This window comes from Flavobacterium galactosidilyticum, from assembly GCF_020911945.1.
In the GTDB taxonomy this organism is placed as follows: Bacteria; Bacteroidota; Bacteroidia; order Flavobacteriales; family Flavobacteriaceae; genus Flavobacterium; species Flavobacterium galactosidilyticum.
In genome coordinates, this window is record NZ_CP087135.1 from 682,092 (window position 1) to 707,424 (window position 25,333).

A 25,333-nucleotide genomic window follows, 5' to 3' on the forward strand; every position below is an offset into this window, starting at 1 on the left:
GCTTCATCCATAAAAAAACACGATTCTTGACGGAATCGTGTTTCTTGTTTTTATAAAAAAATGCCTTTTTATTTAGATTCTATAATTTCAAGATTGGTAGTAACACTATCTTTTCCTTTTTTAATACTAATTTTACTAGTTGAAACCGGAAGGTAGTATTTACCGTTTTTAGATTCTTCTAGCTTTAACTTCTTGTCTCTACTTTTATATTTGTTTGCCGTTTCTTTCGATATCGAAAGATCGTAAACCTGTTTATTCAATCCTTTTACCGCTTTCATCTTTTCAGAAAACACAACTTCTTTTAAACTGTTTTCAACTTGAATTAGAACTTCTGCATCAGAATCTGAATAAAACCAGATCTCAGCTTTTGGCTCTGAAGCGTTAGCCCACGAACTCCAACTATTACCCCAATCTTTTGATTTTTTGATTTTTGTAATTTCAAAAATATGAAGCTTTTCAGCCAAGACCTTATCATTCAATTGTTGAACCTGCTCTAAATTAACTTTATAAATAGAACGACCGTGAGTTCCCACCACTAAATCTCTAGCTTTCTTTTGAATCACTAAATCATGAACTGCTACATTAGGAATTTCGCTAGAAAAATCATTCCAACTTACCCCTTTATCCATCGAAATATAAAGTCCGTTGTCAGTACCTATATATAAAATATTTTCGTTTACATTATCTTCAACAATAACATTTACGGGACTTATAGGCAAGTTAGTAGCAATGTTTGTCCATGTTTGTCCACAATCATCAGAGCTGTATACATAGCTTGCAAAATCATCATTTCTATATCCATTTAAAGTAACGTAGACTCTTTCTTTTTTATGTGCCGAAGCTACTACTCTCGAAACCCATCGGTCTTTTGGCAAAGTACCTGATATTTTACTCCAGCTTACACCTCCATCTTTCGATAGATGAACCAAACCATCATCACTTCCTGTATAAAGCAAACCAAATTGCAATGGACTTTCGCTTATAGCCGCAATGGTTCCAAAAGCTACATTTCCTTCCTTTCCTCCTTGCGTCAAATCAGGAGAAATGGCAGTCCAAGTTTTTCCTTGATTCATGGAGCGATGAAAGAAATTAGATCCTATATACAAAATCTCCTGATTGTGTGAAGACAATAAAATAGGTGTTTGCCAATTGTATCGTAACGGCTTCTCTCCTTTTATAGGCTTTGGCGAAATATAATCGCGTTTGTTCGTTGCGCGATCAATTCTATAATAGCTACCAAACTGAAATCCTGTAAAAACAATATTTGGATTTCTGTTATCAATTTGAATTTGCATTCCGTCTCCGCCCATCAAATTTTCATAGGGATATTTCCCAGTTTGGTACCATTCTGATGAATAGTTGTAATTACTTGGTCCAACCCAAACCCCATTGTCCTGCATTCCACCATAAATATTATACGGTTCTTGCTCGTCTACATTAACCGCATAAAACTGACTTACGCCATGTGAATTTCCTTTAAACCAATGCGCTCCATCATCGTAAGAAATATTCAATCCACCATCATTCCCGTTAATTAAGTGCCCAGATTTATTTGGGTTTACCCAAACGACATGATGATCTGCATGAACATTTTCTTCACTAATTGAAGTAAAAGTTTTTCCGCCATCATCAGATTTTATGATAGGCACTCCTGATAAATAAATTTTATTTGCATCGTTTGGATCTACGGAAATAACACTAAAATAATAACCATACGAATAAAAGAAATCATCGATAAAACCATTATGTGTTTTAGTCCAATTCTTCCCTCCATTAGTTGATTTGTAAACCTCAGCTCCTATAACTTCTGTTTCAGCCACACTATTTATTGCGTCAAAAACCACTTTTCGAGCTTCATTAGGTTTCAAATAACCGTTTTCAACCCAATGTTTGATATTTTCAGCTCTAAATTTTTCGGTTAAACCGTAATTTTTTAAAATAGAATTCAGAGTTTTATTTGGCAATTTCAAAAATTCATCACCAGGAACAGAAAATGCCATTGGCAAGGAATTACTTTTTTGAGACGGTAAAGGTCTCTTGAATTGATTATCTAAAACAGCATATACAGTAGCATCGTCATAAACCGCTAACCCAATTCGGCCAACACCTTCTCCCACAGGAAACCCACTTTCAGTGGTGGAGTAAAGTTTCCAAGTCATTCCAGCATCTTCACTTTTATAGATTCCAGATGTAGCACCGCTTCCTTTAAAATCCCATGCTTTTCTGTCCTTGCTCCATGAAGCTGCATATTGAGTATTAAAGTTTTTTGGCGAAACAGCCACATCTATAATTCCTGTTTCACTATCAATAAATAAAGATTTTTTCCAAGTTTTTCCACCGTCAGTCGTTTTATAAACGCCTCTTTCTTCATTTTTTGAATATAAATGCCCCACAACACCCACAACAATTTCATCAGGATTTGAAGGATTTAAAAGGATTCTGCTAATATGATGACTGTCATGCAATCCCATATTTTGCCAGGTTTTACCTTTATCGTCAGATTTTAAAATTCCAATTCCAGCGTAAGAAGATCGGGACGAATTCACTTCACCAGTTCCTACCCAAATAGTTCCTTTTTTCCAATCTATGGCGATATCACCCACATTTTGCGTAGGCGCTCCATCCATAACAGGCGTAAAACTCATTCCGTTATTATTCGTGTACCATAATCCTCCAGACGCATAACCTACATAAAACTCCGTTGGATTTTCTGGATTTACATCTACATCCACTACTCTTCCACTCATTACTGTTGGACCTACATTTTCGAAAAGCACATTCTGAAAAAGAGATTTGGTTTCCATTAATTTTTTGGATTCCAATGATTTTTGAATCGCTTCCGAAGAAACTTGTCCCCAAGAGACTGTTTGTAAAAATAAGGCAGAGTAGAATAGTGTTTTTTTCATGTAGCTGTAATTTGAAATGGAAAATTACTCATAAAAACACTTATGTAAAAATTTTATAGTGTAATTAACACGCTTTCCTCCTAAAGTTAGTATTTTTGATTATTGAATACATAAAAACCCTATAACATGAGATTACTATAGAATTCAATAGTAAAATTCTTTACAAATCTCTTTAATCCATAAAAAATCAAGAAATGAAATACCATCAAATTGAGCGCAGCCTATTTATAAAAAATCGTGCAAAATTTATGGCTCAAATGAAGCCAAAAAGTGTTGCCGTTTTTAACTCTAACGACATTTATCCTATTTCTGCTGATAGCACTTTGCCTTTTGCACAGCACCGCGACATCTTTTATTTAAGTGGAGTCGATCAAGAAGAGAGCATTTTATTACTTTTTCCCGATGCTCCATACGAAAATCAAAGAGAAATGCTTTTTTTGAAAGAAACTAGCGAACATATTGCGATTTGGGAAGGAGAAAAACTAACCAAAGAACGCGCCTTTGAAGTTTCAGGAATTAGAACTGTGTATTGGCTACAAGATTTCGAAAAAATATTATTCGAAATGATGACTCATTCCGACACGATTTATATTAACACTAACGAACATTACCGTGCGACTGTCGAGACTGAAACTCGCGAAGCCCGCTTTGTAAAATGGTGGAAAGAGAAGTATCCTGCGCATACCGTTGCTAAAAGTAATCCTATATTACAACGCTTGCGTTCTGTAAAAGAAACAGAAGAATTAGATTTAATTCAAACCGCTTGTAATATTACGGAGTTAGGTTTTAGAAGATTACTCTCATTCGTTAAACCAAACGTAACCGAATATGAAATCGAAGCCGAACTAATTCATGAATTTGTACGTAATCGTTCTAGAGGTTTTGCCTACACGCCAATTATCGCTTCAGGAAATAATGCTAACGTGTTGCACTACATCGAAAACAACCAGCAATGTAAAGCAGGTGATTTGATTTTACTTGATGTAGCGGCTGAATATGCTAATTATTCTAGTGATTTGACAAGAACAATTCCAGTTTCTGGAAAATATTCAAACAGACAAAAAGAAGTTTACAACGCGGTTTTACGTGTAAAAAACGAAGCTACTAAAATGCTTACCAAAGGAACTTTGTGGAAACAGTACCATATTGAAGTAGGTAAAATCATGACTTCTGAGTTGCTTGGTTTAGGTCTTCTTGATAAAGCGGATGTTCAAAACGAAAATCCAGATTGGCCAGCCTACAAAAAATATTTCATGCACGGAACGTCGCACCACATGGGACTTGACACTCACGATTACGGAATTTTAACAGAGCCTATGCAAGCGAATATGGTTTTCACTGTTGAGCCAGGAATTTATATTCCAGCAGAAGGTTTTGGAATCCGTTTAGAGGATGATGTAATCGTTCAAGAATCAGGCGAGCCATTCAACATGATGCGCAACATTCCTATAGAAGTAGAGGAAATTGAGCAATTAATGAATTCGTAATACCTTTAAAGTATATAGTTTAAATCGGTTTGCAGCAATGTAAACCGATTTTTTTTTGGGCGCGTGCTAACGAGAAAACAGCATTTTCAAAGACGCCAATTCTAAAATCAATCTTAAAACTGTAACTTTATCTTTCAATTTTAGACCTATTTAATAGAAACAATATCTTTTTACACTATTTTTTTCAAATCATTTTAAAAGCAGAAATAGCAAACTTAAAACATATACTCATGCAAGCACACGAAATAGATTATCACATATTTGGCGAGGAAATGCAATATGTAGAAATAGAATTAGACCCACAAGAAATAGTAATTGCCGAAGCTGGTAGTTTTATGATGATGGACAACAACATTAAGATGGAAACTATTTTTGGAGATGGATCTGTTCAGCAAAACACTTTGTTTGACAAGTTATTAAGCGCTGGAAAACGAGTGCTTACTGGCGAAAGTCTATTTATGACTGCCTTTATCAATCAAAATAATACAAAAAGCAAAGTGTCATTTGCAGCTCCTTATCCAGGAAAAATTATTGCAATAGACTTAACGCATTTTGGAGGGAAATTCATATGCCAGAAAGACTCTTTTCTTTGCGCTGCTAAAGGAGTTGCGATTGGAATTGAATTTTCTAAAAAACTAGGGCGTGGTTTATTTGGCGGCGAAGGTTTTATTATGCAAAAAATAGAAGGTGACGGAATGGCCTTTGTGCATTCTGGCGGAACATTAGCCAAAAAAGAATTGGCCGCAGGCGAAATCCTAAAAGTTGATACCGGTTGTATCGTAGGTTTTACAAAAGATGTCGATTATGATATCGAATTTATTGGCGGAATTAAGAATTCTATTTTTGGTGGCGAAGGTCTATTTTACGCAACACTTCGAGGACCAGGAACTGTCTACATACAATCCTTACCTTTCAGCAGACTAGCTGACAGAATCATCGCTTCTGCACCAAAAGCTGGCGGCAAAAGTCGTGAAGAAGGTAGTTTATTAGGTGGATTAGGCAACTTATTAGATGGTGATAACCGATTTTAATTATCAAAGGATTGAACCTTTTTAACTCTAAATTGTCATCCTAACAAAGGAAGAATTTTCCTTGTTACTCACATTAAATGATGCTATCATTATAGGAATTCCCGTTAGGCGATTCATTTGGTGAGATTCCTCCTTCGTCGGAATGACAAAACAACAAAAACAAATAATTACCGCTTATACTCTTCCATTACCTTATAGTTCCTATATGGTTTGAAAAATTAAAGCCCTAGTTTTGTAAAAAAAATTAAAGCCTTGAAACAAACGCAATTTAAAAACACTCAAATCTCTTATTCCGATACCGGAAAAGGCAATGCGATTGTTTTACTTCATGGTTTCTTGGAAAACAAAGGAATGTGGGACTTTTATATTCCTTTGTTTTCTAAAAAAAACCGAGTGATTGCTATTGATTTACTAGGTCACGGCGAATCAGAATGTTTAGGCTATGTGCACACCATGGAAGACCACGCTGATGCTGTACATGCTGTACTTTCAGAACTGCGCATTCGTAAAGCTATTTTTGTTGGACATTCAATGGGTGGTTATGTTTCTTTAGCGTTTGCGGAATTGTATCCAGAAAATATAAAAGGATTAGTTTTACTAAACTCGACCGCAAGTGCTGATAGCAAAGAGCGAAAAATAAATCGGGATCGCGCTGTAAAAGCAGTCAAGCAATCTTTTACAAATTTCATCTCCCTTTCTATCGGTAACTTATTCAGCGAGAACAACAGAGACCGACTTTCAGTAGAAATCGAAAACGTAAAAAAAGAAGCACTGAAAACACCATTACAAGGAATAGTTGCTTCATTGGAAGGAATGAAAATCAGACTGGATAGAGAAGTACTATTACACCTCACCCCTTATCCTAAATTGATGGTTCTGGGAGAAAAAGATCCCGTATTACCTTATGAAGAAACGATAGAGCAATTAGAAAATACTAAAGTTGAATTAGTCACTTTTCCTGACGGTCACATGAGTTATATTGAGAACCAAGAGCAGCTATTGATCCTTTTAATGAATTTTTTTAAGAAAATTTAAATCATTCCCTCGTTCAAATAACTTCTCTCAACCAACTCACTTTTATTTTTTAAGTGAAACATTTTACCCTCTTTCATCAATGCTAATTTAGTGGAGACTTTTATCACATTTTCATAATTATGATCTGTGATAATAATTCCTTTTGAGATTGACTTTTCGATGATTAATTGATTTATTTTATCAATCATAATTGGTGACAAACCATTATAAGGTTCGTCAAGTAAAACAAACTTAGATTCATTATGTAGAATTAATTTAATTTCTAAGTACCGTAATTCTCCTCCCGACAAATGTTTTATTTTCTTATCGAGCATGGATTGAATCATTTCATCAGCATAAAATTCTTCCACTTTATCTTTGGAAATAGATAATGCAATAGTCTTTTTTATCGAAAATGAATTTGGAATAAAATTATCTTGAGCTAAATAACTGATTTGGTTTAGTAACGTGCTGGTTTTTGATTTCACAGCACCATTTATCCGCACAAACTTAAAATCAGCAGCTACGATTCCGAAAATGATTTTTAAAAGTGTCGATTTCCCCGAACCATTTCTTCCTAAAACGCCAATAATATCACCCGTTTCGCATTTCAAATACACATCTGAAATTATGATTTTACCATCATATTGTTTTTGAACACTATCGACTTCAAGAACATTTTTAATCATTTCAATTTCAGTATTAGATTAATAACTAAAATCAACAGTAATGAGAAAACAAAATTCATTATAAAACTATAGAAAACTAAATATCCTTTTGAAATTCCGTTATTGTAATAAAATAGATATTCATTCTTGTAATTCACTTCTTTCATCAAAATACAACTAAAGAATCCAAAAATAATAAGAACGTATTTGAATGTTTCAAATCCTCCAAAAACCCAAGCAATACTACTTAACGACAGGTTTATCATCAAAGTACTTTTGTAAAACTCGAATATGTTAGAAAGTTTTTTGATAGGATTTGGTAGTTATATTTTCTCTTCAAAAGGAATATTCTCATCTAAAATTTCGCCTAATAAAAGAACAATTTGTTGAATATAATTACTTAAAACCGATTCATTTATAATAGAATTTAATTCTTTTTCTTCTTTAAAAACAAAAGGCAGAAATCCTGATTTTAAATTCTTAAAAGAAATAATTCCGGCTTCAATTGGTTTTCCTTTTGCTTCGTTCTCGTACATATAAGCATACGCCAAAACCTGAATGATTTTATCGCTTTTAATATCTTCAGTTAGACCATTCCAAGTTTTTAGCATGACATTAGCCTTATCTACTTTTCCTGTTTTATAATCAATAATACGAATTGTTCCGTTACGTTCTTCAATTCTATCTACATTTCCTTTTATCAATACCGAAAATGGCAAACTAGGATGATTTAAAGTTCGTTCGTAGGTTTGTTCCAATGCAATAATTTTAATAGCATCCCCATTTTTAACACTTTCTAATTCTACTTTTAGAAAATTAGAAACATTACGCTTGGCAACTTCAAAAGCCAATAAATTTCGACCCTTTTTAATTTCTCCTTCTTTATAAACCAATTTAAATTGCTTGAGGACCTCAGCATCAATTTGTTTGAAACAATTAATTAAATCACTTTCAGATATATATTTTCCAATGAAAGGTTCATACAAAACTTTCAACGTTTCGTGAATAATCGTTCCTAAAGTATTCAGCGCGATATTCTCTTCAACCTCTTCAACTTCACTGATGCGAAGTATTTTTTGAAAATAAAACTGAATTGGATTTCGTATATAACTCGTTAAAGCGGATGGAGAAAATCCTTTCTCGGCTATTTCTTTCAAACGCAACATCACAGATTCCGATTTTGGAATCACCATCGGCTGATAAGCAGTTTCTGGCAGAACAGCATTGTAGATTTCGTGCGTTAAATTATGATTGACTTGTTTTTCAACTTCTAGCTGCGTGATAAAACGACTTTTTTCACCAGCATCTAATCCTTCACTTTCCGTGTTATAAAGCAAGTAAATATTTTTGGCACGTTGCAACAAATGATAGAAGTGATAGGTATAAATAGCATCTTTTTCTTTAAAAGTAGGCAAACCTAATTCGCGTTTTACATCATAGGGAATAAATGAATTCTGTGATTTCCCTGCAGGAAACTTACCTTCATTCATTGAAGTTACAATAACAGTATCAAAATCTAATACCCGACTTTCTAAAACTCCCATAATCTGCAACCCATTCAAAGGCTCTCCTTCAAATGAAACTTCGGCAAGATCAATTACTTGTTTATATATTGCATAAAGTGTTTCAATTTTGTCAATATGTTGATGTTTGGAGTAGTAATTAATGAGTTTGTTAATTACTTTAAAAATCGCAAATACGAAAGCCTTCGTGATCTTTTCCTCTTTATTATCATTGTTTAAATTATTTTTTATCGTTTGTAATAATTTAGAAATACTTTCTAAAACTGGAATGGAGCCACTTTCCCACTTTTGGAACAATAAAACAAATAACTCCGATGGAATTACATTCAACTCCACCAATTTATGATGCGTGATAAACGTATAGTTGTTCTTATTGATAATATTGACTAATCCCGCGGTTTTAGCATATGGTTCTACTAATGGATGAGTCAAAATATCTAAAACATCTTTATAATAAAACACATAACTGCTATTATTCCTAGACAACGCATTAGTATGCATTTTAAATAATTTAGCAATGAGGATTTGCGCTGGATTGTTTTTACTTGAATACCCCATTGTAATATTCAATGCTCCAACAGTCGCTGGCAAAGAATATAAAAGCGGTACTAAAAGATTTTCTTCACCAAGAACAACAGCCACTTTATCTAATTTTCCATTTGGATTTTCATTGATTACATTTTCAATAATGCTACCCGTAATTTTTGCTTGACCAATTGACTTTGGAGTGCCAATAACATGAATGTTTTTTGATTGTGAAAAATCATTTACAATCCACTCAAAAGGATTAGACTTGTAATGTTTCCAGCTTTCTTTAAAACGTCTCACAAACAAGCCTGCGTCGTGATACGGATCATTTAGAAAAGTTTGATCAACATCCCAAAATATTTTGGATTGATCAGAAGCTATTAAGTGTTGAATAATTTTTTCTTCTGCGGCATTTAGCGCATTAAAACCAGCAAATAGAAACTGCTTTTTAGAAACGGAATCCGTAAAATGATTCAGATTATTTACTGCCTCTCTATAAATTAGACCTTGATAACCAATTCCTTTATTTAATAAATGCTTGTAAAGTGATTGGTAGTAATTAGGTAGTAATTTCCAAAAATCGATATACTTCTCTAATAAATCTGTTTTATTTTCAACTTCGATTCCCCATTTTTTAATATCCTCAATATCCTTTAGATAAGAAAGTACGTGATAAGGATCTAATAGATAGCGATCAATTTCATTAAAATCTTGCAAAAGTGTTTTGGCCCAATTGGCAAAAAGTTCAAAAGATTGTTGGTTTGCTTTGTCGGTAATTGACAAATAAACTTCGTAAAATTCAAATAATAGTTCGATAGGATCAACAGTTCGAATACCCGCGATGTTTTGAACAAAATCTTCAATACTTATAATTTCAGGAGAAAGAATATTTCTGTCAACTTGATTTTTTAAAGCTTCAATCAGAAATATCTTAGCGCGTTTATTGGGTAAAACTACAATAGTATCAGAAAGCGTATCAGAAAAATTTTCAATTAAAACAGACGCTATTTTATCGAGAAAAGAAGTATTTATCATTTTATAAAAATAAAAAAACGCCCCGATAAATCGAGGCGTTTTCTAAAAAAGTTTAAAGTAAATTACTTTTGTAAAATCACTTCTGTTCTTCTATTTTTTGCTTTACCAGCAGCAGTTTTATTAGTTTCAACTGGTCTAGACTCTCCGTATCCAACAGAATTGATGTTGCTAGATTTGATACCTCTTTCGATCAAAGCATCTTTAACTACATCTGCTCTATCTTGTGAAAGTTTCATATTGAAAGCATCTGAACCATCGCTATCTGTATGACCTTCAACACTAAATTTAGCATTAGGGTAATTTTTAAGAATAGTAGTCATTGCATCTAATCTAGCTGGAACATCAGCAGATTTGAAAGTAGATTTACCTGAGTTAAAGTAGATTGCTCTAGCTTGAACTTTGATATTATCTAAAGCTTCAGCAGTTACTTCAGGACATCCTTTGTTACTAGCTGGACCAGCTACAGTAGGACATTCATCATCTTTGTCTAATACACCATCTCCATCAGTATCTGGCCAAGGACAACCTGCGTTTTCTTTAGGACCTGCAACTGTAGGACATTTATCATCTTTATCAGCAATACCATCTCCGTCAGTATCAGGACATCCTTTCAAAGAAACTAAACCAGCAACATCTGGACAAGCATCATCTTTGTCAGCAACACCGTCACCGTCTGTATCTGGACAACCTTTTAAAGCAGCTGTACCAAATTCAGTAGGACAATCATCTTCACTATCTTGAATTCCATCTCCATCAGTGTCAGGACATCCGTTGAATTGTTTTAAACCAGCAACTTCTGGACAAGCATCATCTTTGTCATATATTCCGTCACCATCTGTATCTTTACCACCAAATTTGAAGATAATTCCAGCAGAGTGTTGGAAGTGAGATGGAGCGTCTGGAGTTCCAGAAGCATCTTCTCTATCTCCAAATGATTTTTTATATTTTGTAGCAAGTTCTAAACCTACATTTTCAGTAAACCAAAAAGTTAACCCAGCACCTGGATTTAAAGTTCCGTAGCTACTATCACCAAAGAAAGTGTAACCTCCACCAACAGATAAAGACGGATCAATAACCTTAGAGCTAATTAGGTTCATGAAGCTATATTTGATAGTAGCATCAATACCGTAATACATTAAATCTCCAGGATTTGAAACTAAATAACCACGAGAATCATGACCAGGAGCGGTTGGAGCAAATTTTACATACTTATCAATCTTGTTTACAGATCCGGCAAGACCGAAAGAGAAATTATCTCCTACAGATCTAGCTACAGACAAATAAGAAACAGACGGAAGAATGTTCCAATTGTCTTTAACAGCGAATGGCTGAGAAAAATGTTTGTCTAGCCAATTATGCCCACCACCAGCGCTAGTCTTAGTGTCCACGGCATTCACTCCAAAAGAGATAGCCCAAGGATTGTTACTGTCTTGTGCTTGAGAACTTAATCCCATCACCATCATTACAGCAACAAAAATTTTGTTAAGATGTTTCATACTTAATTTATTTTAATTACGATTTAGTTAATTATAAGCAAAAGTAGCACGTAAATCTTGAACTACAAAATGAAATGTTAAAAAAAAAAGCCTAATTAGCAATAAAAGCGGTAATTATATAATTTATTTATAAAAATTATATAACATTTAGCATTTTCCCTACTTCAACGAAGGCATTTATTGCCACATCTAAATGCTCTTTAGTATGCGCAGCAGATAATTGGACTCTAATTCTAGCTTTATCTTTCGGTACTACAGGAAAAAAGAATCCAATAACGTATACACCTTTTTTTAGTAGCTCATTTGCCATAGTTTGCGACAATTTAGCATCATACAACATTACAGGAACAATTGCAGAATCACCATCAATAATGTCAAAACCTGCTTTAATCATTCCTTCTTTAAAATAATTAGTATTCCATTCTAATTGATCTCTTAAAACTGTATCTCTTTCTAATATTTCAAAAACTTTGATTGATGCTCCAACAATCGCTGGTGCTAAAGAATTCGAAAACAAATAAGGTCTAGATCTTTGACGCAATATTTCAATAATTTCTTTTTTAGCGGTTGTGTAACCTCCCATAGCTCCACCTAAAGCTTTTCCTAATGTTCCTGTGATAATATCTACACGTCCCATTACTCCTTTAGCCTCAAGCGTACCTTTACCAGTCGCACCTATAAATCCAGCAGCATGACATTCGTCAACCATTACCATTGCATCATATTTATCAGCTAAATCACAAATTTTATCTAGTGGTGCTACTAGTCCATCCATTGAGAACACACCATCAGTAACAATTAATTTAAAACGAGTTCCAGCTTCTGTTGCTTTGATTAACTGTTGTTCCAAATCTTCCATGTCGCTATTTGCATAGCGGTAACGTGCCGCTTTACACAAACGAACTCCATCAATAATAGAAGCATGATTCAAACTATCTGATATTATACAATCCTCTGCTCCTAGTAAAGGTTCAAAAACTCCTCCATTCGCATCAAAAGCTGCTGCATAAAGAATAGTGTCTTTTGTTCCGTAAAATTCAGCAATCTTTTTCTCTAAAGTTTTGTGAATATCTTGAGTCCCACAAATAAAACGTACTGATGACATTCCGAAACCATGCGTATCCAATGCATCTTTAGCAGCCTGAACTACTTCTGGATGTGAAGACAAGCCAAGATAATTATTGGCACAAAAATTTAAAACTGTTTCGCCAGTAGAAATTGTTATTTCAGCTCCTTGAGGTGAAGTAATAATTCTTTCTGATTTAAAAATCCCATTATCTACAATAGTTTGAAGTTCTGATTGAAGGTGTTGTTGTATCTTTCCGTACATAGTATTTTATTTATAAATTTATTTTGAACTTATTCTTTTTTCAATTCACAAATTTACTACTTCAATTTCTTTTCCGATGTAAATAAGCGCTTTTTTAACAACCTTGTAACCCATTGATTCTATTGCGTTTTCATACTCCTCTAATTGTTTCTGGTATTTAACATGATGCATACCAGTTTTATAATCCAGTAACAACGCCTCTTTATTGTGATTTAAAACCATACGGTCAGGTTTAATAGTTCTTCCTTCTTTTTGAATAATTGTTTGCTCATTCAGAACTTCATTTCCCTCAGCGAAAAAACTTTCTAACTCGCTATGATTAATAATTTCCTCAATTGTTTTAGCTACTATTTCTTTTTCAACAAAAGTGATTAGTCCGCTCTCAATAGATTTTGTAAGCGCCAAATCAACATCCGATTTAATTTTTACAAAAGATAAAATTTCGTGTATAAGATTTCCGTATTCTATTGCTTCTTGCTGCAATGTTCCCCACATCAGCGCTTCTCGTTGCGCGATTTTTATATTATTAGGATTTAAAATTTCTGCTACTACAGGAATAGTTTTAGATGTATTAACATGCTTGGTTTTACTTGACAACTTCGTTTTGTCTCCAAAATAATATTCTAACTTATCTAATGTAAAGTCACTTTGACTTTTTAAATAATTAATAAAAAAAGTACACATATTAGCAGTTGGTAATTCTCCTTTTCGAGACAAATTCATATTCGAAATCACATATAACTGCTCCTCAGCTCTAGTTAGTGCAACATATAAAACATTAATATTATCAAGTAATTCCTCCTGCTTTTTTTGATTATAAACCTCTGCTGCTTCCTCACCAAAACCTTCTACTGCACTACTATTGTCAATCAGCACTTTTGGTAATCCAAAATCTTCTTCTTCGGCGTTAAGCCACAATTTATCTTTTGGTTTTCTGCTATAATCTTCCTCCGCAAAAGGAAAGATAACAACTGGAAATTCCAAACCTTTTGATTTATGAATGGTCATTATTCGAACTGCATTATTCCCTTCCGGGGATGGAATGCTAAACTTTTCTGCGTTTTTATCCCAAAAATTTAAGAAATCCGATATACCTGCTTGATTCCTAATGTCACGTTCTAGAACAATGTCAAGGAAGTATTGAACGTATGCATTCCCCACCCCCAAAGATGGGGTTTCTGAAGCGTCTTTATAATTTTCCTCAAAACTATCAACTCCTCCATTGGGCGTTTGGACGGCTAGGAATTTACTGATTATTAGCTCAACAGCTTCATATAATGATTTTTTTCGAATGTTTTGAAATGACAATGCTACATTAAAACTCATCAGCCATTTCTCAAAATCAGCTTCTTGTTTTAATGCCATTCCTTGCGCAATAAAATCGTGAATCGGCAATTGATCTTGAACATTTTGAGCTAAATATTGTAAAAAATTGGCTTTTGCCTCTAGGTCGGAATTATTCTTTAAGTATTTCAATAAATGAATAATCAATCGTACTTCGGTGGCGTTTTGAATCATTAAAGTTTCTGAGGACAAAAGCGGTATTTTTTGTTCCGTCAAATAATTAGCAATTGCAATACCTTGAGTTCTCTTTCTTGTCAAAATCACAATGTCTTTATATTCAAAACCTTCAGCAATAACTTTTTGAATCGTATTCAAAGTAGCTAAAACAAATAATTCTGTTTTATCTAACGCATCTTCTTCGCCAGAAATTTCAGAGTTTTCATCCCCTTTTTCAATATTTGGAATAAAAGAAATATTTACATAGCCACCGACCTTACTATTGATTTTTTGGTGGCTATGATTTGCATACAAATCCTTATAATCAGGATGTTCGAATTCATTAGATAACATTTGAAAAAAATCATTGTTAAATTCGATCACCTCTGAATAGGAACGGTAATTTTTATCTAAGTGTATTAACTTTTTTTCAGGGTTGTTAAATGGATTATGGCTTTTACTTAGATCGATAAACTGCTCTGCTTTTCCACCGCGCCATCTATAAATAGACTGTTTCGGGTCACCTACAATCATCAAAGTTCCTTTTTCCCCATCTATTTCGCCAGAAGTAGCATTGTCTATAAGCGGAATCAAATTCTGCCATTGCATCTCAGAAGTATCCTGAAATTCATCAATAAAAAAATGACGATAGCGCTCGCCTAAACGTTCATAGATAAAAGGAGCGGGTTGATTTTGAATTTCCCTATGAATTAATGCGTTAAATTCCGTTATAGAAAGTATGTTTTGTTCTTCTTGAATTTTCTTCAATTCATTACTTACCGTATTCAATAAGGAAAGTGGCGTTATATTCTTTAAAAAAGCTTTGTAAAAATCACGCTTTTCGAAAGCTTTATAAATTGTCGCTAAAATTTGAAGTAATTCTGGAATTAAATTTTCAATAATCACTCTGTCTTTAGCGGTCTTGTTAATTTTTATTTGGTCAAATTCGTGATAAGTTTTATTTTTCGGATTGAATTTCCCTTCTTGAATACTCGCTAAATGCTTAGGGAAATACTGCCCAGAAAAGGATTTAGAATCTATTCCGTTTTTATCTATTAATAAAAGTGCTTCTTCAGCAATAGCAATGCTTTCCTTTTCTAAAACTTTGCACGCTTCTGTTAATTTTGCTTTTATCTCAACAAATTCGGAGATAGATTTATCCTGAAAATGAGTGATTTCGTTTCGGTTATTTTCATTGAGTACTAATCGGCCTGTATCCAGAATTTCACGTGAAATATCCCAAGATTTATCATCATCGGTTTTTTCCATCGTGAAATCGACGAGTAATTTTGTCAAAGTTTCATCCTCACCAGCTTGAGCAATAATGGCATCTACGGCTTCGACTAATAAGTTCTCAGTATCTAAAGTAACTTCAAAAGTCATAGGCAAACCTAAATCATGCGCAAAGGCACGAATGACTTTATGCGTAAACTTATCAATTGTCGAAATATCAAAAGCGGCATAATTATGAATAATGTGCTTAATAATTTGCTGGGATTTCGTTTTTATTTGAATGATTGAAAGACCTATTGGTTCTTCATCCCATTCCTTGGGATTATCAATCTTTCGAACTCCATTAACAAGATCATTCATTAAATCTTGCGCTTTCTGATTAGGTTCCTCTTTTGCAAACTCAGACAAACTACCTACGATTCGGCTTTTCATCTCGTGAACCGCTTTGTTAGTAAATGTAATAGCCAGTATGTTACGATAGGCGTCATTTTTCTTGGCAACCAAAATAATTTTTAGGTATTCTTTGACTAAAGCGTACGTTTTACCAGAACCAGCTGAAGCGTCATATATGGAGAAAGAGGGTCTTTGCATTTAGATTTTAGATTTCTGATTGAATTAAAACGTGTTAATTTCTCGAATGTACTAGCCCTGATAGTAGTGAAAATCCCACGCTTTTGGGCGTGGATTGCAACGAATAGCAGGAAATAGCTCCTAAAAACACAACTATTATTAGCGTAATTTTAAAATGTGGCTCGAAACTTCGGGATAAACCTTAAAAGTAGTATTTTTGCAGCATGGAAACAAATAGACAGAAAAAAATAGGTGGGGTTATCCAAAAAGATTTGGTTGACATCCTACAAGGTGAAGTGAGAAAAAACGGAGTTAGTAATTTAGTAATTTCGGTATCCAAGGTTGTTGTAACTACAGATTTATCAGTAGCTACGGTGCATTTAAGCGTTTTCCCTCAAGAAAAAGCAAAAGAAATTCTAGAGGCTGTTAAGTCGAATGCTAAAAATATAAAACATGATTTATCGCAAAGAGTTCGCTTGCAATTGCGTAAAGTTCCAAATCTTGTTTTCTTTATTGATGACTCTTTAGATTATATTGAAAAAATTGATAATGCGTTGGCAAACAGAGATAATCCTATTGAAAATAGAGATCTTCTAGACAAACGTAGATTCCAATAAAGCTTGAATTTCCCCCTTTACATAGCCAAACGCTATATTCGTAGCAATAGCAAAAACAACGCTATTAATATCATCAACCGTATTGCCAGCATGGGAATTATTGTGGGTGCGATGGCTTTGTTTGTGGTTTTATCTGTGTTTAGTGGATTGAAAGTTTTTAGTCTTTCGTTTACCAATGAAATTGATCCCGACTTAAAAATAAGCAGTACGCTGGGGAAATCATTTTTTATTTCTCCCAATCAAGAAAATCAGATTAAGAAAGTTGCTGGACTCGCTTCTTATACCAAAATAATTGAAGAACGAGTTCTTTTTACTTTCAACGGAAAACAGGATGTTACCTACCTTAAAGGTGTCGATTCTAATTTCACGAAAGTAAATGCTATTGAAAAAAAACTTTTCAACGGGCAGTGGCTTAAGCCAGACACCTATCAGGTCGTTGTCGGTTATGGGATTTCGCAGAAATTCTCGATGGGATTACTTGATTTTAGCAATCAACTGGAAGTTTTAGTTCCCAAGCCTGGTAAAGGTGCTATTGAAAATCCAGACCAAGCTTTTAATAAAACAGATCTTATTCCAGTTGGAATTTACGCGATCAGTGAAGATTTAGATTCTAAATATGTGTTTGCTGATTTAGGTTTAGCGCAAGAATTACTAGAATATAAAACCAACCAAATTTCTGGAATTGAAATCAAAGTAAAAGCGGGATCTGACGAAAATGCTATTGTTGAAAAATTACAAACTATTTTCAATAATAAAATCACCGTAAAAAACAGAGCGCAACTGAACGATTCACTTTACAAAATGCTGAACACCGAAAATATTGCGGTTTATCTGATATTCACTTTAGTGATTGTTGTAGCGCTGTTCAACTTGATTGGCGCCCTAATAATGATGATTCTAGATAAAAAAGGAAACTTAAAAACCTTATTTAATCTAGGAACTGAAATTAAAGATCTGCGTAAAATATTCCTACTTCAAGGAACATTATTGAGCGTTATAGGCGGAATTATAGGCCTTACTTTAGGAATTATAATTGTGTTACTACAGCAGCATTTTCAATTAATTATGATCACAGAAACTCTAGCATATCCTGTGATTTTCTCCATCGAAAACGTTTTGATTGTGATGGCAACTATCGTAGTTCTTGGCTTTATTGCTTCATTAATTGCGAGTAGTCGTGTGAGTAAGAAGTTGCTGGAGTAAGGGTTTTGATTTTAGATTACTTCGTCATTTCGAGTAAAGCTCTCGGGTGAACATTAACAATTTTTGATTTAAAAAAATAATTAAACTACCTCATAACCCGCATACGCTTCTTCAATTTCATTCAATGCAGCAAACAGTTCCTCTGGTTGGTCGAGTGTTACTAATTTTTGTTTGTGAGGTTTAAAAGAATGAATTCCTTTAAAATAATTAGTATAATGAGGACGCGTTTCTACAATTCCAAGACGCTCTCCTTTCCATTCCATGGCCCATGTTAAGTGATTTCGCACCGCTTCTACTCTATCGATAACGGTTGGTTTTGCTAAATGCTCGCCTGTTTTCATAAAATGTTTGATTTCATTAAAAATCCAAGGATAACCAATAGCAGCACGACCAATCATAATTCCGTCAACACCATATTTATTTTTATATTCTAAAGCTTTTTCTGGAGAATCAATATCACCATTTCCAAAAATGGGCATCGTAATTCTAGGATTGTTTTTTACTCGGGCAATATGTGACCAATCCGAATGTCCTTTGTACATTTGGGCGCGCGTTCTAGCGTGAATACTTAAAGCAGCAACACCTATATCTTGCAAACGCTCTGCAACCTCATCAATATTTATCGAATTATCATCCCAACCTAAACGGGTTTTTACGGTAACTGGCAAATGCGTACTATCGATAACAGCTTTAGTTAGTCGAATCATCAAATCAACATCTTTCAAAACTCCTGCTCCTGCTCCTTTACAAACTACTTTCTTCACAGGACAACCGTAATTGATGTCTATTAAATCAGGATTTACAGCAGAAACAATTTTAGATGACATTGCCATAGCTTCCTCATCACCACCAAAAATTTGGATACCAACAGGACGTTCGTAATCAAAAATATCTAATTTCATACGACTTTTTATAGCATCACGAATCAGCCCTTCCGAAGAAATAAATTCCGAATACATCAAATCGGCACCATGCAGCTTACACAATCTGCGGTAGGGCGGATCACTTACATCTTCCATAGGTGCGAGAAGTAAAGGGAAATCAGGTAATTCTATGTTGCCAATCTTGACCATCTGCTAAATTTTTGTGCAAAATTACAACATTTAGATGAATAGCAAGAAGCGAGAAGAGAAAAGACTTCGTTATAAACCTTTTAGTTTGTAAATTCTACGCTTTGAAGCTATTGATTTTAGCGTATATTTGCAGATTAATTGTCGCGATTTACGAGTGCGCGTGAGGGATAGTAGTGGAAATCCTTTTCCTTTTTTCTTTAAAAAGGAAAAGATTGTAGCGAATAGCCCGACCCTTGTGGTCACGCCCATATTTTGACTCCGCTCAATATGACATATAAAATTGACAGATGGATAAAATGAAAAAAATAAGGAATTTTTGCATTATTGCACATATTGACCACGGTAAAAGTACGCTTGCTGACCGCTTACTTGGCGCAACTCAGACCGTTACGGCTCGTGAAGAAAAGGCACAATTGCTGGATAACATGGATCTAGAGCGTGAACGTGGGATTACGATCAAGAGTCATGCGATTCAGATGGAATATACTTATAAAGGAGAAGAATACATCTTAAACTTGATTGATACTCCTGGACACGTCGATTTTTCGTATGAAGTTTCTCGTTCGATTGCAGCTTGTGAAGGCGCGCTTTTGATTGTCGATGCTGCACAAAGCATACAAGCACAAACGATTTCAAATTTATATTTGGCTTTAGAAAATGACTTGGAAATTATTCCAGTTTTAAACAAAGTTGATTTACCATCTGCGAATCCTGAAGAGGTAAGTGATGATATTATTGATTTGCTAGGTTGCGACCTGGAAGACATTATTCATGCTTCGGGAAAAACCGGTTTTGGTGTTGAAAATATTTTAGCAGCCATTATCGAGAAAATTCCACCGCCATCAGGAAATAAAGACGAACCATTACAAGCTTTGATTTTTGACTCACACTACAATCCGTTTCGTGGAATTGAAGTTATTTTCCGTGTGAAAAACGGAGAAATTAAAAAAGGTCAGAAAATTAAATTTATGGCAACCGGAAATGAATATTTTGCAGATGAAATTGGTACTTTAAAATTAAACCAAGTTCCGAAACAAGTTATTTCAGCAGGTGATGTTGGTTATTTAATCTCTGGAATTAAAGAAGCTAAAGAAGTAAAAGTGGGTGACACATTAACAGATGCAAAAACACCAACAACAAATATAATTACAGGTTTTGAAGACGTAAAACCAATGGTTTTTGCTGGAATTTATCCTGTAGATACGGAAGATTACGAAGAGTTGCGAAACTCTATGGAGAAACTGCAGTTGAACGATGCTTCACTTGTATTTTTACCAGAAAGTTCGGCAGCTTTAGGATTTGGTTTCCGTTGTGGATTCTTAGGAATGTTACACATGGAAATCATACAGGAGCGTTTGGAGAGAGAGTTTAACATGACGGTTATTACTACGGTCCCCAACGTTTCGTACCATGCTTTTACCAAAAAAGATCCAGACACAGTTCTGATTGTAAATAATCCTTCAGACTTGCCTGAGCCTTCTCGTTTAGACCATGTTGAAGAACCTTTTATCAAAGCGACTATTATTACAAAAGCCGATTACGTAGGAAACGTAATGAGTTTATGTATTGAAAAACGTGGTTTGATTACCAATCAAACCTATTTGACTACAGAACGTGTTGAGCTAACTTTTGATATGCCATTGGCAGAAATTGTATTTGACTTTTACGACCGCTTGAAAACCGTTTCTAAAGGGTATGCTTCATTTGATTATACTCCTATTGGAATGCGAACTTCTAATTTAGTAAAAGTAGATATCTTGTTGAATGCAACAATAGTAGATGCTTTATCTTCGCTAATGCACGTTGACAACGCCTACTCGATAGGTAAAAAAATGTGTGAGAAGTTGAAGGAATTGATTCCAAGACAACAATTTGACATCCCCGTTCAAGCAGCAATTGGTGTAAAAGTAATCTCTCGTGAAACCATCAAAGCCTTGCGTAAGGATGTTACGGCCAAATGTTACGGAGGAGATATTTCTCGTAAACGTAAATTATTGGAGAAACAGAAAAAAGGTAAAAAACGTATGAGATTAGTTGGAAATGTTGAGATTCCGCAAGAAGCTTTTATGGCAGTTTTGAAATTGAATGACTAATCCCCCTAGCCGCCGAAGAGCGAAATACAATATTGAGAAACCTGATAATGTGAAAATTGTCAGGTTTTTTGTTAAAAGACATACATGCGATACGGAGCTATAAAACTTTGTACCTTTGCACGTTTAAAAATAATTAAATTCAAAGAATGAAGTTTTCTTCGTTCCTCTCCATAACAATGATAGAAGATAAAAACCCACAACGTACGAGCATTGCACAATTAGGCGAATTTGGACTAATAGATCACTTGACAAAAAACTTTAAAATTAATCAAGCTTCCACAATAAAAGGAATTGGCGATGATGCTGCCGTCTTAGATTTTAAGGATAAAAAAGTAGTGGTTTCTACTGATTTATTGATTGAAGGCATACACTTTGATTTAGCTTACATGCCTTTAAAACATTTAGGATACAAAGCAGTTGTTGTAAATATCTCGGATATTTGTGCGATGAATGCGAAAGCAACCCAAATTACGGTTTCGGTTGCAGTTTCTAATCGGTTTCCATTAGAGGCATTAGATGAATTATTTGCAGGTATTACGCATGCCGCAACGGAATATAATATAGATGTTATTGGTGGAGATACTACCTCATCGCAGAAAGGTTTAATCATCAGTATTACCGCTATTGGCGAAGCTAATGAAGACGAAATTATATATAGAAATGGCGCCAAACAAACCGATTTATTAGTGGTGACTGGAGATATTGGAGCTGCTTATATGGGCTTACAAGTTTTAGAAAGAGAGAAACAAGTGTTTCAAGTGAACCCAAATTCGCAACCTGATTTAGACGCTTACACCTATTTAATTGAGCGTCAGTTGAGACCAGAAGCTCGTAAAGATGTTCGCACGTTACTACATGCTTTAGAGATTAAACCAACATCAATGATTGACATTTCAGATGGATTATCTTCAGAAATCATGCATTTATGCAAGCAGTCTGGTGTCGGTTGTAATTTGTATGAAGACAAATTACCTATCGATCCACAGTTTATAAGTGTGTGTGAAGAATTTAATATTGACAGCACGACTGTCGCTATTAATGGCGGCGAGGATTACGAGTTACTTTTCACCATTGCTATGGAAGATTTTGAAAAAATAAAAGCGAATCCAAATTTCACTATTATTGGTCACATGACCCAAGAAAGCGAAGGAATTCATTTAGTTACTCGAGCTAATACTAGAATCCCTTTGAAAGCACGAGGTTGGAATGCGCTAGAGGAATAAAATTTTAAGACAAAAAAAAACGACATTTTTCAGATGTCGTTTTTTTTTGCTACTATGAACTGATACTAAAAAAGTAATCCTTTATTCTTAGCTTCATAAACCAGATCAGTATCACTTCCTTCCTTTATATCCAATAATTCTTTTAAATTTAATTTTCTTCTCTCTATTGCACCTACAGAAATTGGAATATATTGAGGCATTTCATTTAACTTAGTCCCCTTTGATATATGAAATAGAATTTGTTCGTCAAATTGATCGATCTCTATACTATTCCCTTCCGACTGGCTTAGCATTTTTAAAACTGATTCGCTATAATACTTTTCGCCAGTAATAACTTTGTTGAAAGCAAAAAGCAACTCATCAAATGTTAAATCATTTTTTATGACTAATCCGCTAGGATTAATTGTTTTGATAATTGTTTTAATTTTTAACAACTCAGTGTACATGGTTAGCAAAATAATTTTGCAATTCGGCATATACTCAGAAATTAGTTTCGCCAAATCTTCGCCAGAAAAAATATTTTTCTCTTCATACGAAGGCATACTAATATCTAAAAAAGCAATATCAAACTTTGGGCTATCTGGGCTTGTAATTACGTTATAAGCTGACTCACAATCTTTAGCTTGGGATATAAAAAACTCAAATGTTTCTGGGTTGTATCGGGTAATTGCATTTTTATATCCTTGGATAATAAAAGGATGGTCGTCGACAATAAAAATATTGCTTTTTATTTTTGCGTTTTCAGTTTTATCCAGCATTCTTGATTTGGGGTTATTTGTCTTTATTCTATAGGTATAGTAACAGTTATCTTTGTTCCCTTTCCTTTTTTTGATTCTATATCTAAAACTCCTTTACACTCATTTGTTCGAAAAATAATGTTTTGTATTCCTATACCTCTTTTAGCGGTTTTTACATTAAAACCAACACCATCATCAATGGTTTTAAATACAATTTGATTGTCCACTTTTTTAAATTCAACTTTGATTTCGTCAGCTGCCGCATATTTATTACTGTTCTGCAAAGATTCTTGCAAAATTCTGTATAAATTAATTTTCACTGCATTACTTACTAATTCCCATCTTATATCAGAATCAATAAAAGAAGTAAATTTTGCTTTATAAGTCTTTTTTTGCTCTTCGAATAACTTATCAATAATGGCGACGAAGTTATTAATTAATTCCGATTTTTCTCTATTTAGATCATGAGAAATTTCACGGATATCTTGTTCAATATTTTTCAATTCAGACAAGTAATTTGTTCGTTCTCGTATTGCAGAATCATCTTGGTATGCATTTAGTCCATCTAAGTTCATTCGAACGCCAAACATCCTACCCAAAACTCCATCGTGTAACTCACGCGCTACTCGCTTCTTCTCCTCAATCCTACTAATTTCAATGGTGTTTTGTTGCGAAATCATCAAGTTATAAATTTCCTCATTCGCGTTTTGCTGCTGTTGTTTAAATAACAATAATCTATTTTTAGCTTTTTGTGATTTTATTATAAATATCAATAATCCTAAAAATCCTAAAACAGTAAAAATAGAAATTAAATTTCTGTTTTGAACTAGTAAATCAGTGTTTTCACTTTTTATTTGATCCGTTTCGTATTCAATTCGCGTGAACTTATCCCCCATTTTACGCTCTGTAACTTGCAAACTATCATTTATACGAATATATTCTTTAGTATAGAATGCAGCTTTTTGTGGTTCAATAACCGAAAGACGTTTAAGTGCAAGCAGTACACTTCTGTAGTTTTTAGAACTTAAAGATTCATTCAATGCTTCTTTCGCAAATTTCAATGATTTTGACGGATCCTTCTTAAATGCAAAATATTCTGATAAGCGCATTTTACTAACAATACTTCCTGAAGTCAATTGCAAACTATCACGAATTTTTAAAGACTTAAAAAACTCTTCAGGTAAACCATCAAAATCACCAGTTTTAAATTTTGAGTACGCTAAATTATCAATAACCATGGCATATAAACCAGGCTTGTCCGCTTTTAAGTTTTCTTGTTTGAGAGCATCCTTAAAATAAATCAGGGCTTTATCATGTCTATTCATATTCTGATAGACATACCCCATATTATTTAGAGATTCTGCTTTAGATTGAAAAACTGATGGAATTAGTTTATTGTCAATACTTGCAAGTGCTTTTAAATTGTACTCAATTGCTCTATTATAATCTCTTAGCTCATTGTGTATTAAAGCCAAGTGATTATATGCTATATAAAGTACATCACTAGCTTTTTCCTTTTTAATTGCACGCAAAGCACTAAAAACTGCGATTTCACTACCTATAAAATCACCTTCATTAAATTGAAGTATTGCTTTATTTAACCGAGTTCGCGCTAAGTTATAAATGTCGTTTCGTTGTAAATACAACTTTTCTGCTCTGGAATAATAGAGGAAAGCGCTATCCGAAACCGCTTGGGATACATAAAAATCCCCTAAATAGGAATAAGCTTTTGTTTTACTGAGAGTATCTCCTCTAGCTATAGATCTTTCTAGGATAACATCTATCGTTTTCTTAAAATTACCTAATTTATCCATGTTGTAGTAGCGGTTTGCCACTCTAAATAAATTATCTATACTATTAGAGCTATTACTTTGATTGGCTATGATAGAAAATGCTTTTCCATTAGATTGGTTTCTTTTATCTAACGACAGGGATAAGTCGTTTGCCATAGCAAGGTATATAGAAAGACTGTCTTCAGAAAAGTTAGTACTTGTGTCGAATTGATTCTTTTTGGTACATCCAAAGAGAATCAATAGTAGAAGCATATATATACAAGTAAAATTTTT

At 34.0% G+C, this 25,333-nt stretch carries 17 protein-coding genes; 7 read left to right on the forward strand and 10 right to left on the reverse strand.

Annotation, left to right across the window (positions count from 1 at the left end; translation table 11 throughout):
* Positions 1–68: 68 nt before the first annotated feature.
* On the reverse strand, positions 69–2,906 hold the full coding sequence (locus LNP27_RS03055) for a WD40/YVTN/BNR-like repeat-containing protein (RefSeq protein WP_229943044.1): 2,838 nt from the start codon (positions 2,904–2,906) through the stop codon (positions 69–71).
* Between the two features lie 194 nt (positions 2,907–3,100).
* On the opposite strand from LNP27_RS03055, the gene LNP27_RS03060 reads away from it, so the two are divergent.
* The 3 genes from LNP27_RS03060 (at position 3,101) to LNP27_RS03070 (ending at position 6,459) form a co-directional block, all read left to right on the forward strand.
* A complete protein-coding gene (locus LNP27_RS03060) occupies positions 3,101–4,393 on the forward strand; it encodes an aminopeptidase P family protein (protein WP_229943045.1) in 1,293 nt (430 codons plus the stop codon).
* A gap of 230 nt (positions 4,394–4,623) precedes the next feature.
* Positions 4,624–5,424: a TIGR00266 family protein gene (locus tag LNP27_RS03065; protein WP_229943046.1), complete on the forward strand. Its 801-nt coding sequence runs from the start codon at positions 4,624–4,626 to the stop codon at positions 5,422–5,424.
* A 252-nt stretch (positions 5,425–5,676) separates the two neighbouring features.
* A complete protein-coding gene (locus LNP27_RS03070) occupies positions 5,677–6,459 on the forward strand; it encodes an alpha/beta fold hydrolase (protein ID WP_229943047.1) in 783 nt (260 codons plus the stop codon).
* On the opposite strand, the gene LNP27_RS03075 is transcribed toward LNP27_RS03070, so the two are convergent.
* From LNP27_RS03075 to LNP27_RS03100, 6 genes are all read right to left on the reverse strand, one after another.
* The gene (locus tag LNP27_RS03075; RefSeq protein ID WP_229943048.1) at positions 6,456–7,127 is read right to left on the reverse strand and encodes an ATP-binding cassette domain-containing protein; all 672 of its coding nucleotides are present in this window, start codon (positions 7,125–7,127) and stop codon (positions 6,456–6,458) included. The genes LNP27_RS03070 and LNP27_RS03075 overlap by 4 nt on opposite strands.
* Positions 7,124–7,372, reverse strand: coding sequence for a hypothetical protein (locus LNP27_RS03080; protein ID WP_229943049.1), 249 nt, complete (start codon positions 7,370–7,372; stop codon positions 7,124–7,126). Before LNP27_RS03080 ends, LNP27_RS03075 begins: the two co-directional genes overlap by 4 nt.
* A gap of 57 nt (positions 7,373–7,429) precedes the next feature.
* On the reverse strand, positions 7,430–10,192 hold the full coding sequence (locus LNP27_RS03085) for a PD-(D/E)XK nuclease family protein (RefSeq protein WP_229943050.1): 2,763 nt from the start codon (positions 10,190–10,192) through the stop codon (positions 7,430–7,432).
* 62 nt (positions 10,193–10,254) lie between these two features.
* A complete protein-coding gene (locus LNP27_RS03090; RefSeq protein ID WP_229943051.1) occupies positions 10,255–11,688 on the reverse strand; it encodes an OmpA family protein in 1,434 nt (477 codons plus the stop codon).
* A 136-nt stretch (positions 11,689–11,824) separates the two neighbouring features.
* The gene (gene kbl / locus LNP27_RS03095) at positions 11,825–13,018 is read right to left on the reverse strand and encodes a glycine C-acetyltransferase (protein ID WP_229943052.1); all 1,194 of its coding nucleotides are present in this window, start codon (positions 13,016–13,018) and stop codon (positions 11,825–11,827) included.
* 45 nt (positions 13,019–13,063) lie between these two features.
* On the reverse strand, positions 13,064–16,342 hold the full coding sequence (locus LNP27_RS03100) for a UvrD-helicase domain-containing protein (protein WP_229943053.1): 3,279 nt from the start codon (positions 16,340–16,342) through the stop codon (positions 13,064–13,066).
* A gap of 203 nt (positions 16,343–16,545) precedes the next feature.
* Between LNP27_RS03100 and rbfA the strand changes: the two genes are divergently transcribed.
* Together rbfA and LNP27_RS03110 are read left to right on the forward strand one after the other, a co-directional pair.
* Positions 16,546–16,938 carry a 30S ribosome-binding factor RbfA gene (gene rbfA, locus LNP27_RS03105; RefSeq protein ID WP_229943054.1) on the forward strand — a complete coding sequence of 131 codons (393 nt, stop codon included), beginning with the start codon at positions 16,546–16,548 and terminating at the stop codon, positions 16,936–16,938.
* A 3-nt stretch (positions 16,939–16,941) separates the two neighbouring features.
* A complete protein-coding gene (locus LNP27_RS03110) occupies positions 16,942–18,141 on the forward strand; it encodes an ABC transporter permease (RefSeq protein ID WP_229943055.1) in 1,200 nt (399 codons plus the stop codon).
* Between the two features lie 80 nt (positions 18,142–18,221).
* Here the strand turns inward: LNP27_RS03110 and dusB are convergent, their stop codons facing one another.
* Positions 18,222–19,214, reverse strand: a complete 993-nt coding sequence (gene dusB / locus LNP27_RS03115; RefSeq protein ID WP_229943056.1) for a tRNA dihydrouridine synthase DusB — start codon at positions 19,212–19,214, stop codon at positions 18,222–18,224.
* Positions 19,215–19,510: 296 nt separating this feature from the next.
* On the opposite strand from dusB, the gene lepA reads away from it, so the two are divergent.
* Both lepA and thiL read left to right on the forward strand, forming a co-directional pair.
* Positions 19,511–21,307: a translation elongation factor 4 gene (gene lepA / locus LNP27_RS03120; RefSeq protein ID WP_229944024.1), complete on the forward strand. Its 1,797-nt coding sequence runs from the start codon at positions 19,511–19,513 to the stop codon at positions 21,305–21,307.
* A gap of 176 nt (positions 21,308–21,483) precedes the next feature.
* Positions 21,484–22,530 carry a thiamine-phosphate kinase gene (gene thiL / locus LNP27_RS03125; protein ID WP_229944025.1) on the forward strand — a complete coding sequence of 349 codons (1,047 nt, stop codon included), beginning with the start codon at positions 21,484–21,486 and terminating at the stop codon, positions 22,528–22,530.
* Positions 22,531–22,595: 65 nt separating this feature from the next.
* Here the strand turns inward: thiL and LNP27_RS03130 are convergent, their stop codons facing one another.
* Positions 22,596–23,288 (reverse strand): response regulator, encoded by a 693-nt coding sequence (locus LNP27_RS03130; protein WP_229943057.1) that lies wholly within the window; start codon positions 23,286–23,288, stop codon positions 22,596–22,598.
* 23 nt (positions 23,289–23,311) lie between these two features.
* The gene (locus LNP27_RS03135) at positions 23,312–25,216 is read right to left on the reverse strand and encodes a tetratricopeptide repeat-containing sensor histidine kinase (protein ID WP_229943058.1); all 1,905 of its coding nucleotides are present in this window, start codon (positions 25,214–25,216) and stop codon (positions 23,312–23,314) included.
* Positions 25,217–25,333: the final 117 nt, after the last annotated feature.

Excerpts from the sequence above, each read along its gene's own strand:
- LNP27_RS03055 (WP_229943044.1), bottom strand. The coding sequence starts at position 2,906 with ATGAAAAAAACACTATTCTACTCTGCCTTATTTTTACAAACAGTCTCT.
- LNP27_RS03060 (WP_229943045.1), top strand. The coding sequence starts at position 3,101 with ATGAAATACCATCAAATTGAGCGCAGCCTATTTATAAAAAATCGTGCA.
- LNP27_RS03065 (WP_229943046.1), top strand. The coding sequence starts at position 4,624 with ATGCAAGCACACGAAATAGATTATCACATATTTGGCGAGGAAATGCAA.
- LNP27_RS03075 (WP_229943048.1), bottom strand. The coding sequence starts at position 7,127 with ATGATTAAAAATGTTCTTGAAGTCGATAGTGTTCAAAAACAATATGAT.
- LNP27_RS03080 (WP_229943049.1), bottom strand. The coding sequence starts at position 7,372 with ATGATAAACCTGTCGTTAAGTAGTATTGCTTGGGTTTTTGGAGGATTT.
- LNP27_RS03085 (WP_229943050.1), bottom strand. The coding sequence starts at position 10,192 with ATGATAAATACTTCTTTTCTCGATAAAATAGCGTCTGTTTTAATTGAA.
- LNP27_RS03090 (WP_229943051.1), bottom strand. The coding sequence starts at position 11,688 with ATGAAACATCTTAACAAAATTTTTGTTGCTGTAATGATGGTGATGGGA.
- kbl (WP_229943052.1), bottom strand. The coding sequence starts at position 13,018 with ATGTACGGAAAGATACAACAACACCTTCAATCAGAACTTCAAACTATT.
- LNP27_RS03100 (WP_229943053.1), bottom strand. The coding sequence starts at position 16,342 with ATGCAAAGACCCTCTTTCTCCATATATGACGCTTCAGCTGGTTCTGGT.
- rbfA (WP_229943054.1), top strand. The coding sequence starts at position 16,546 with ATGGAAACAAATAGACAGAAAAAAATAGGTGGGGTTATCCAAAAAGAT.
- dusB (WP_229943056.1), bottom strand. The coding sequence starts at position 19,214 with ATGGTCAAGATTGGCAACATAGAATTACCTGATTTCCCTTTACTTCTC.
- lepA (WP_229944024.1), top strand. The coding sequence starts at position 19,511 with ATGAAAAAAATAAGGAATTTTTGCATTATTGCACATATTGACCACGGT.
- thiL (WP_229944025.1), top strand. The coding sequence starts at position 21,484 with ATGATAGAAGATAAAAACCCACAACGTACGAGCATTGCACAATTAGGC.
- LNP27_RS03130 (WP_229943057.1), bottom strand. The coding sequence starts at position 23,288 with ATGCTGGATAAAACTGAAAACGCAAAAATAAAAAGCAATATTTTTATT.
- LNP27_RS03135 (WP_229943058.1), bottom strand. The coding sequence starts at position 25,216 with ATGGCAAACGACTTATCCCTGTCGTTAGATAAAAGAAACCAATCTAAT.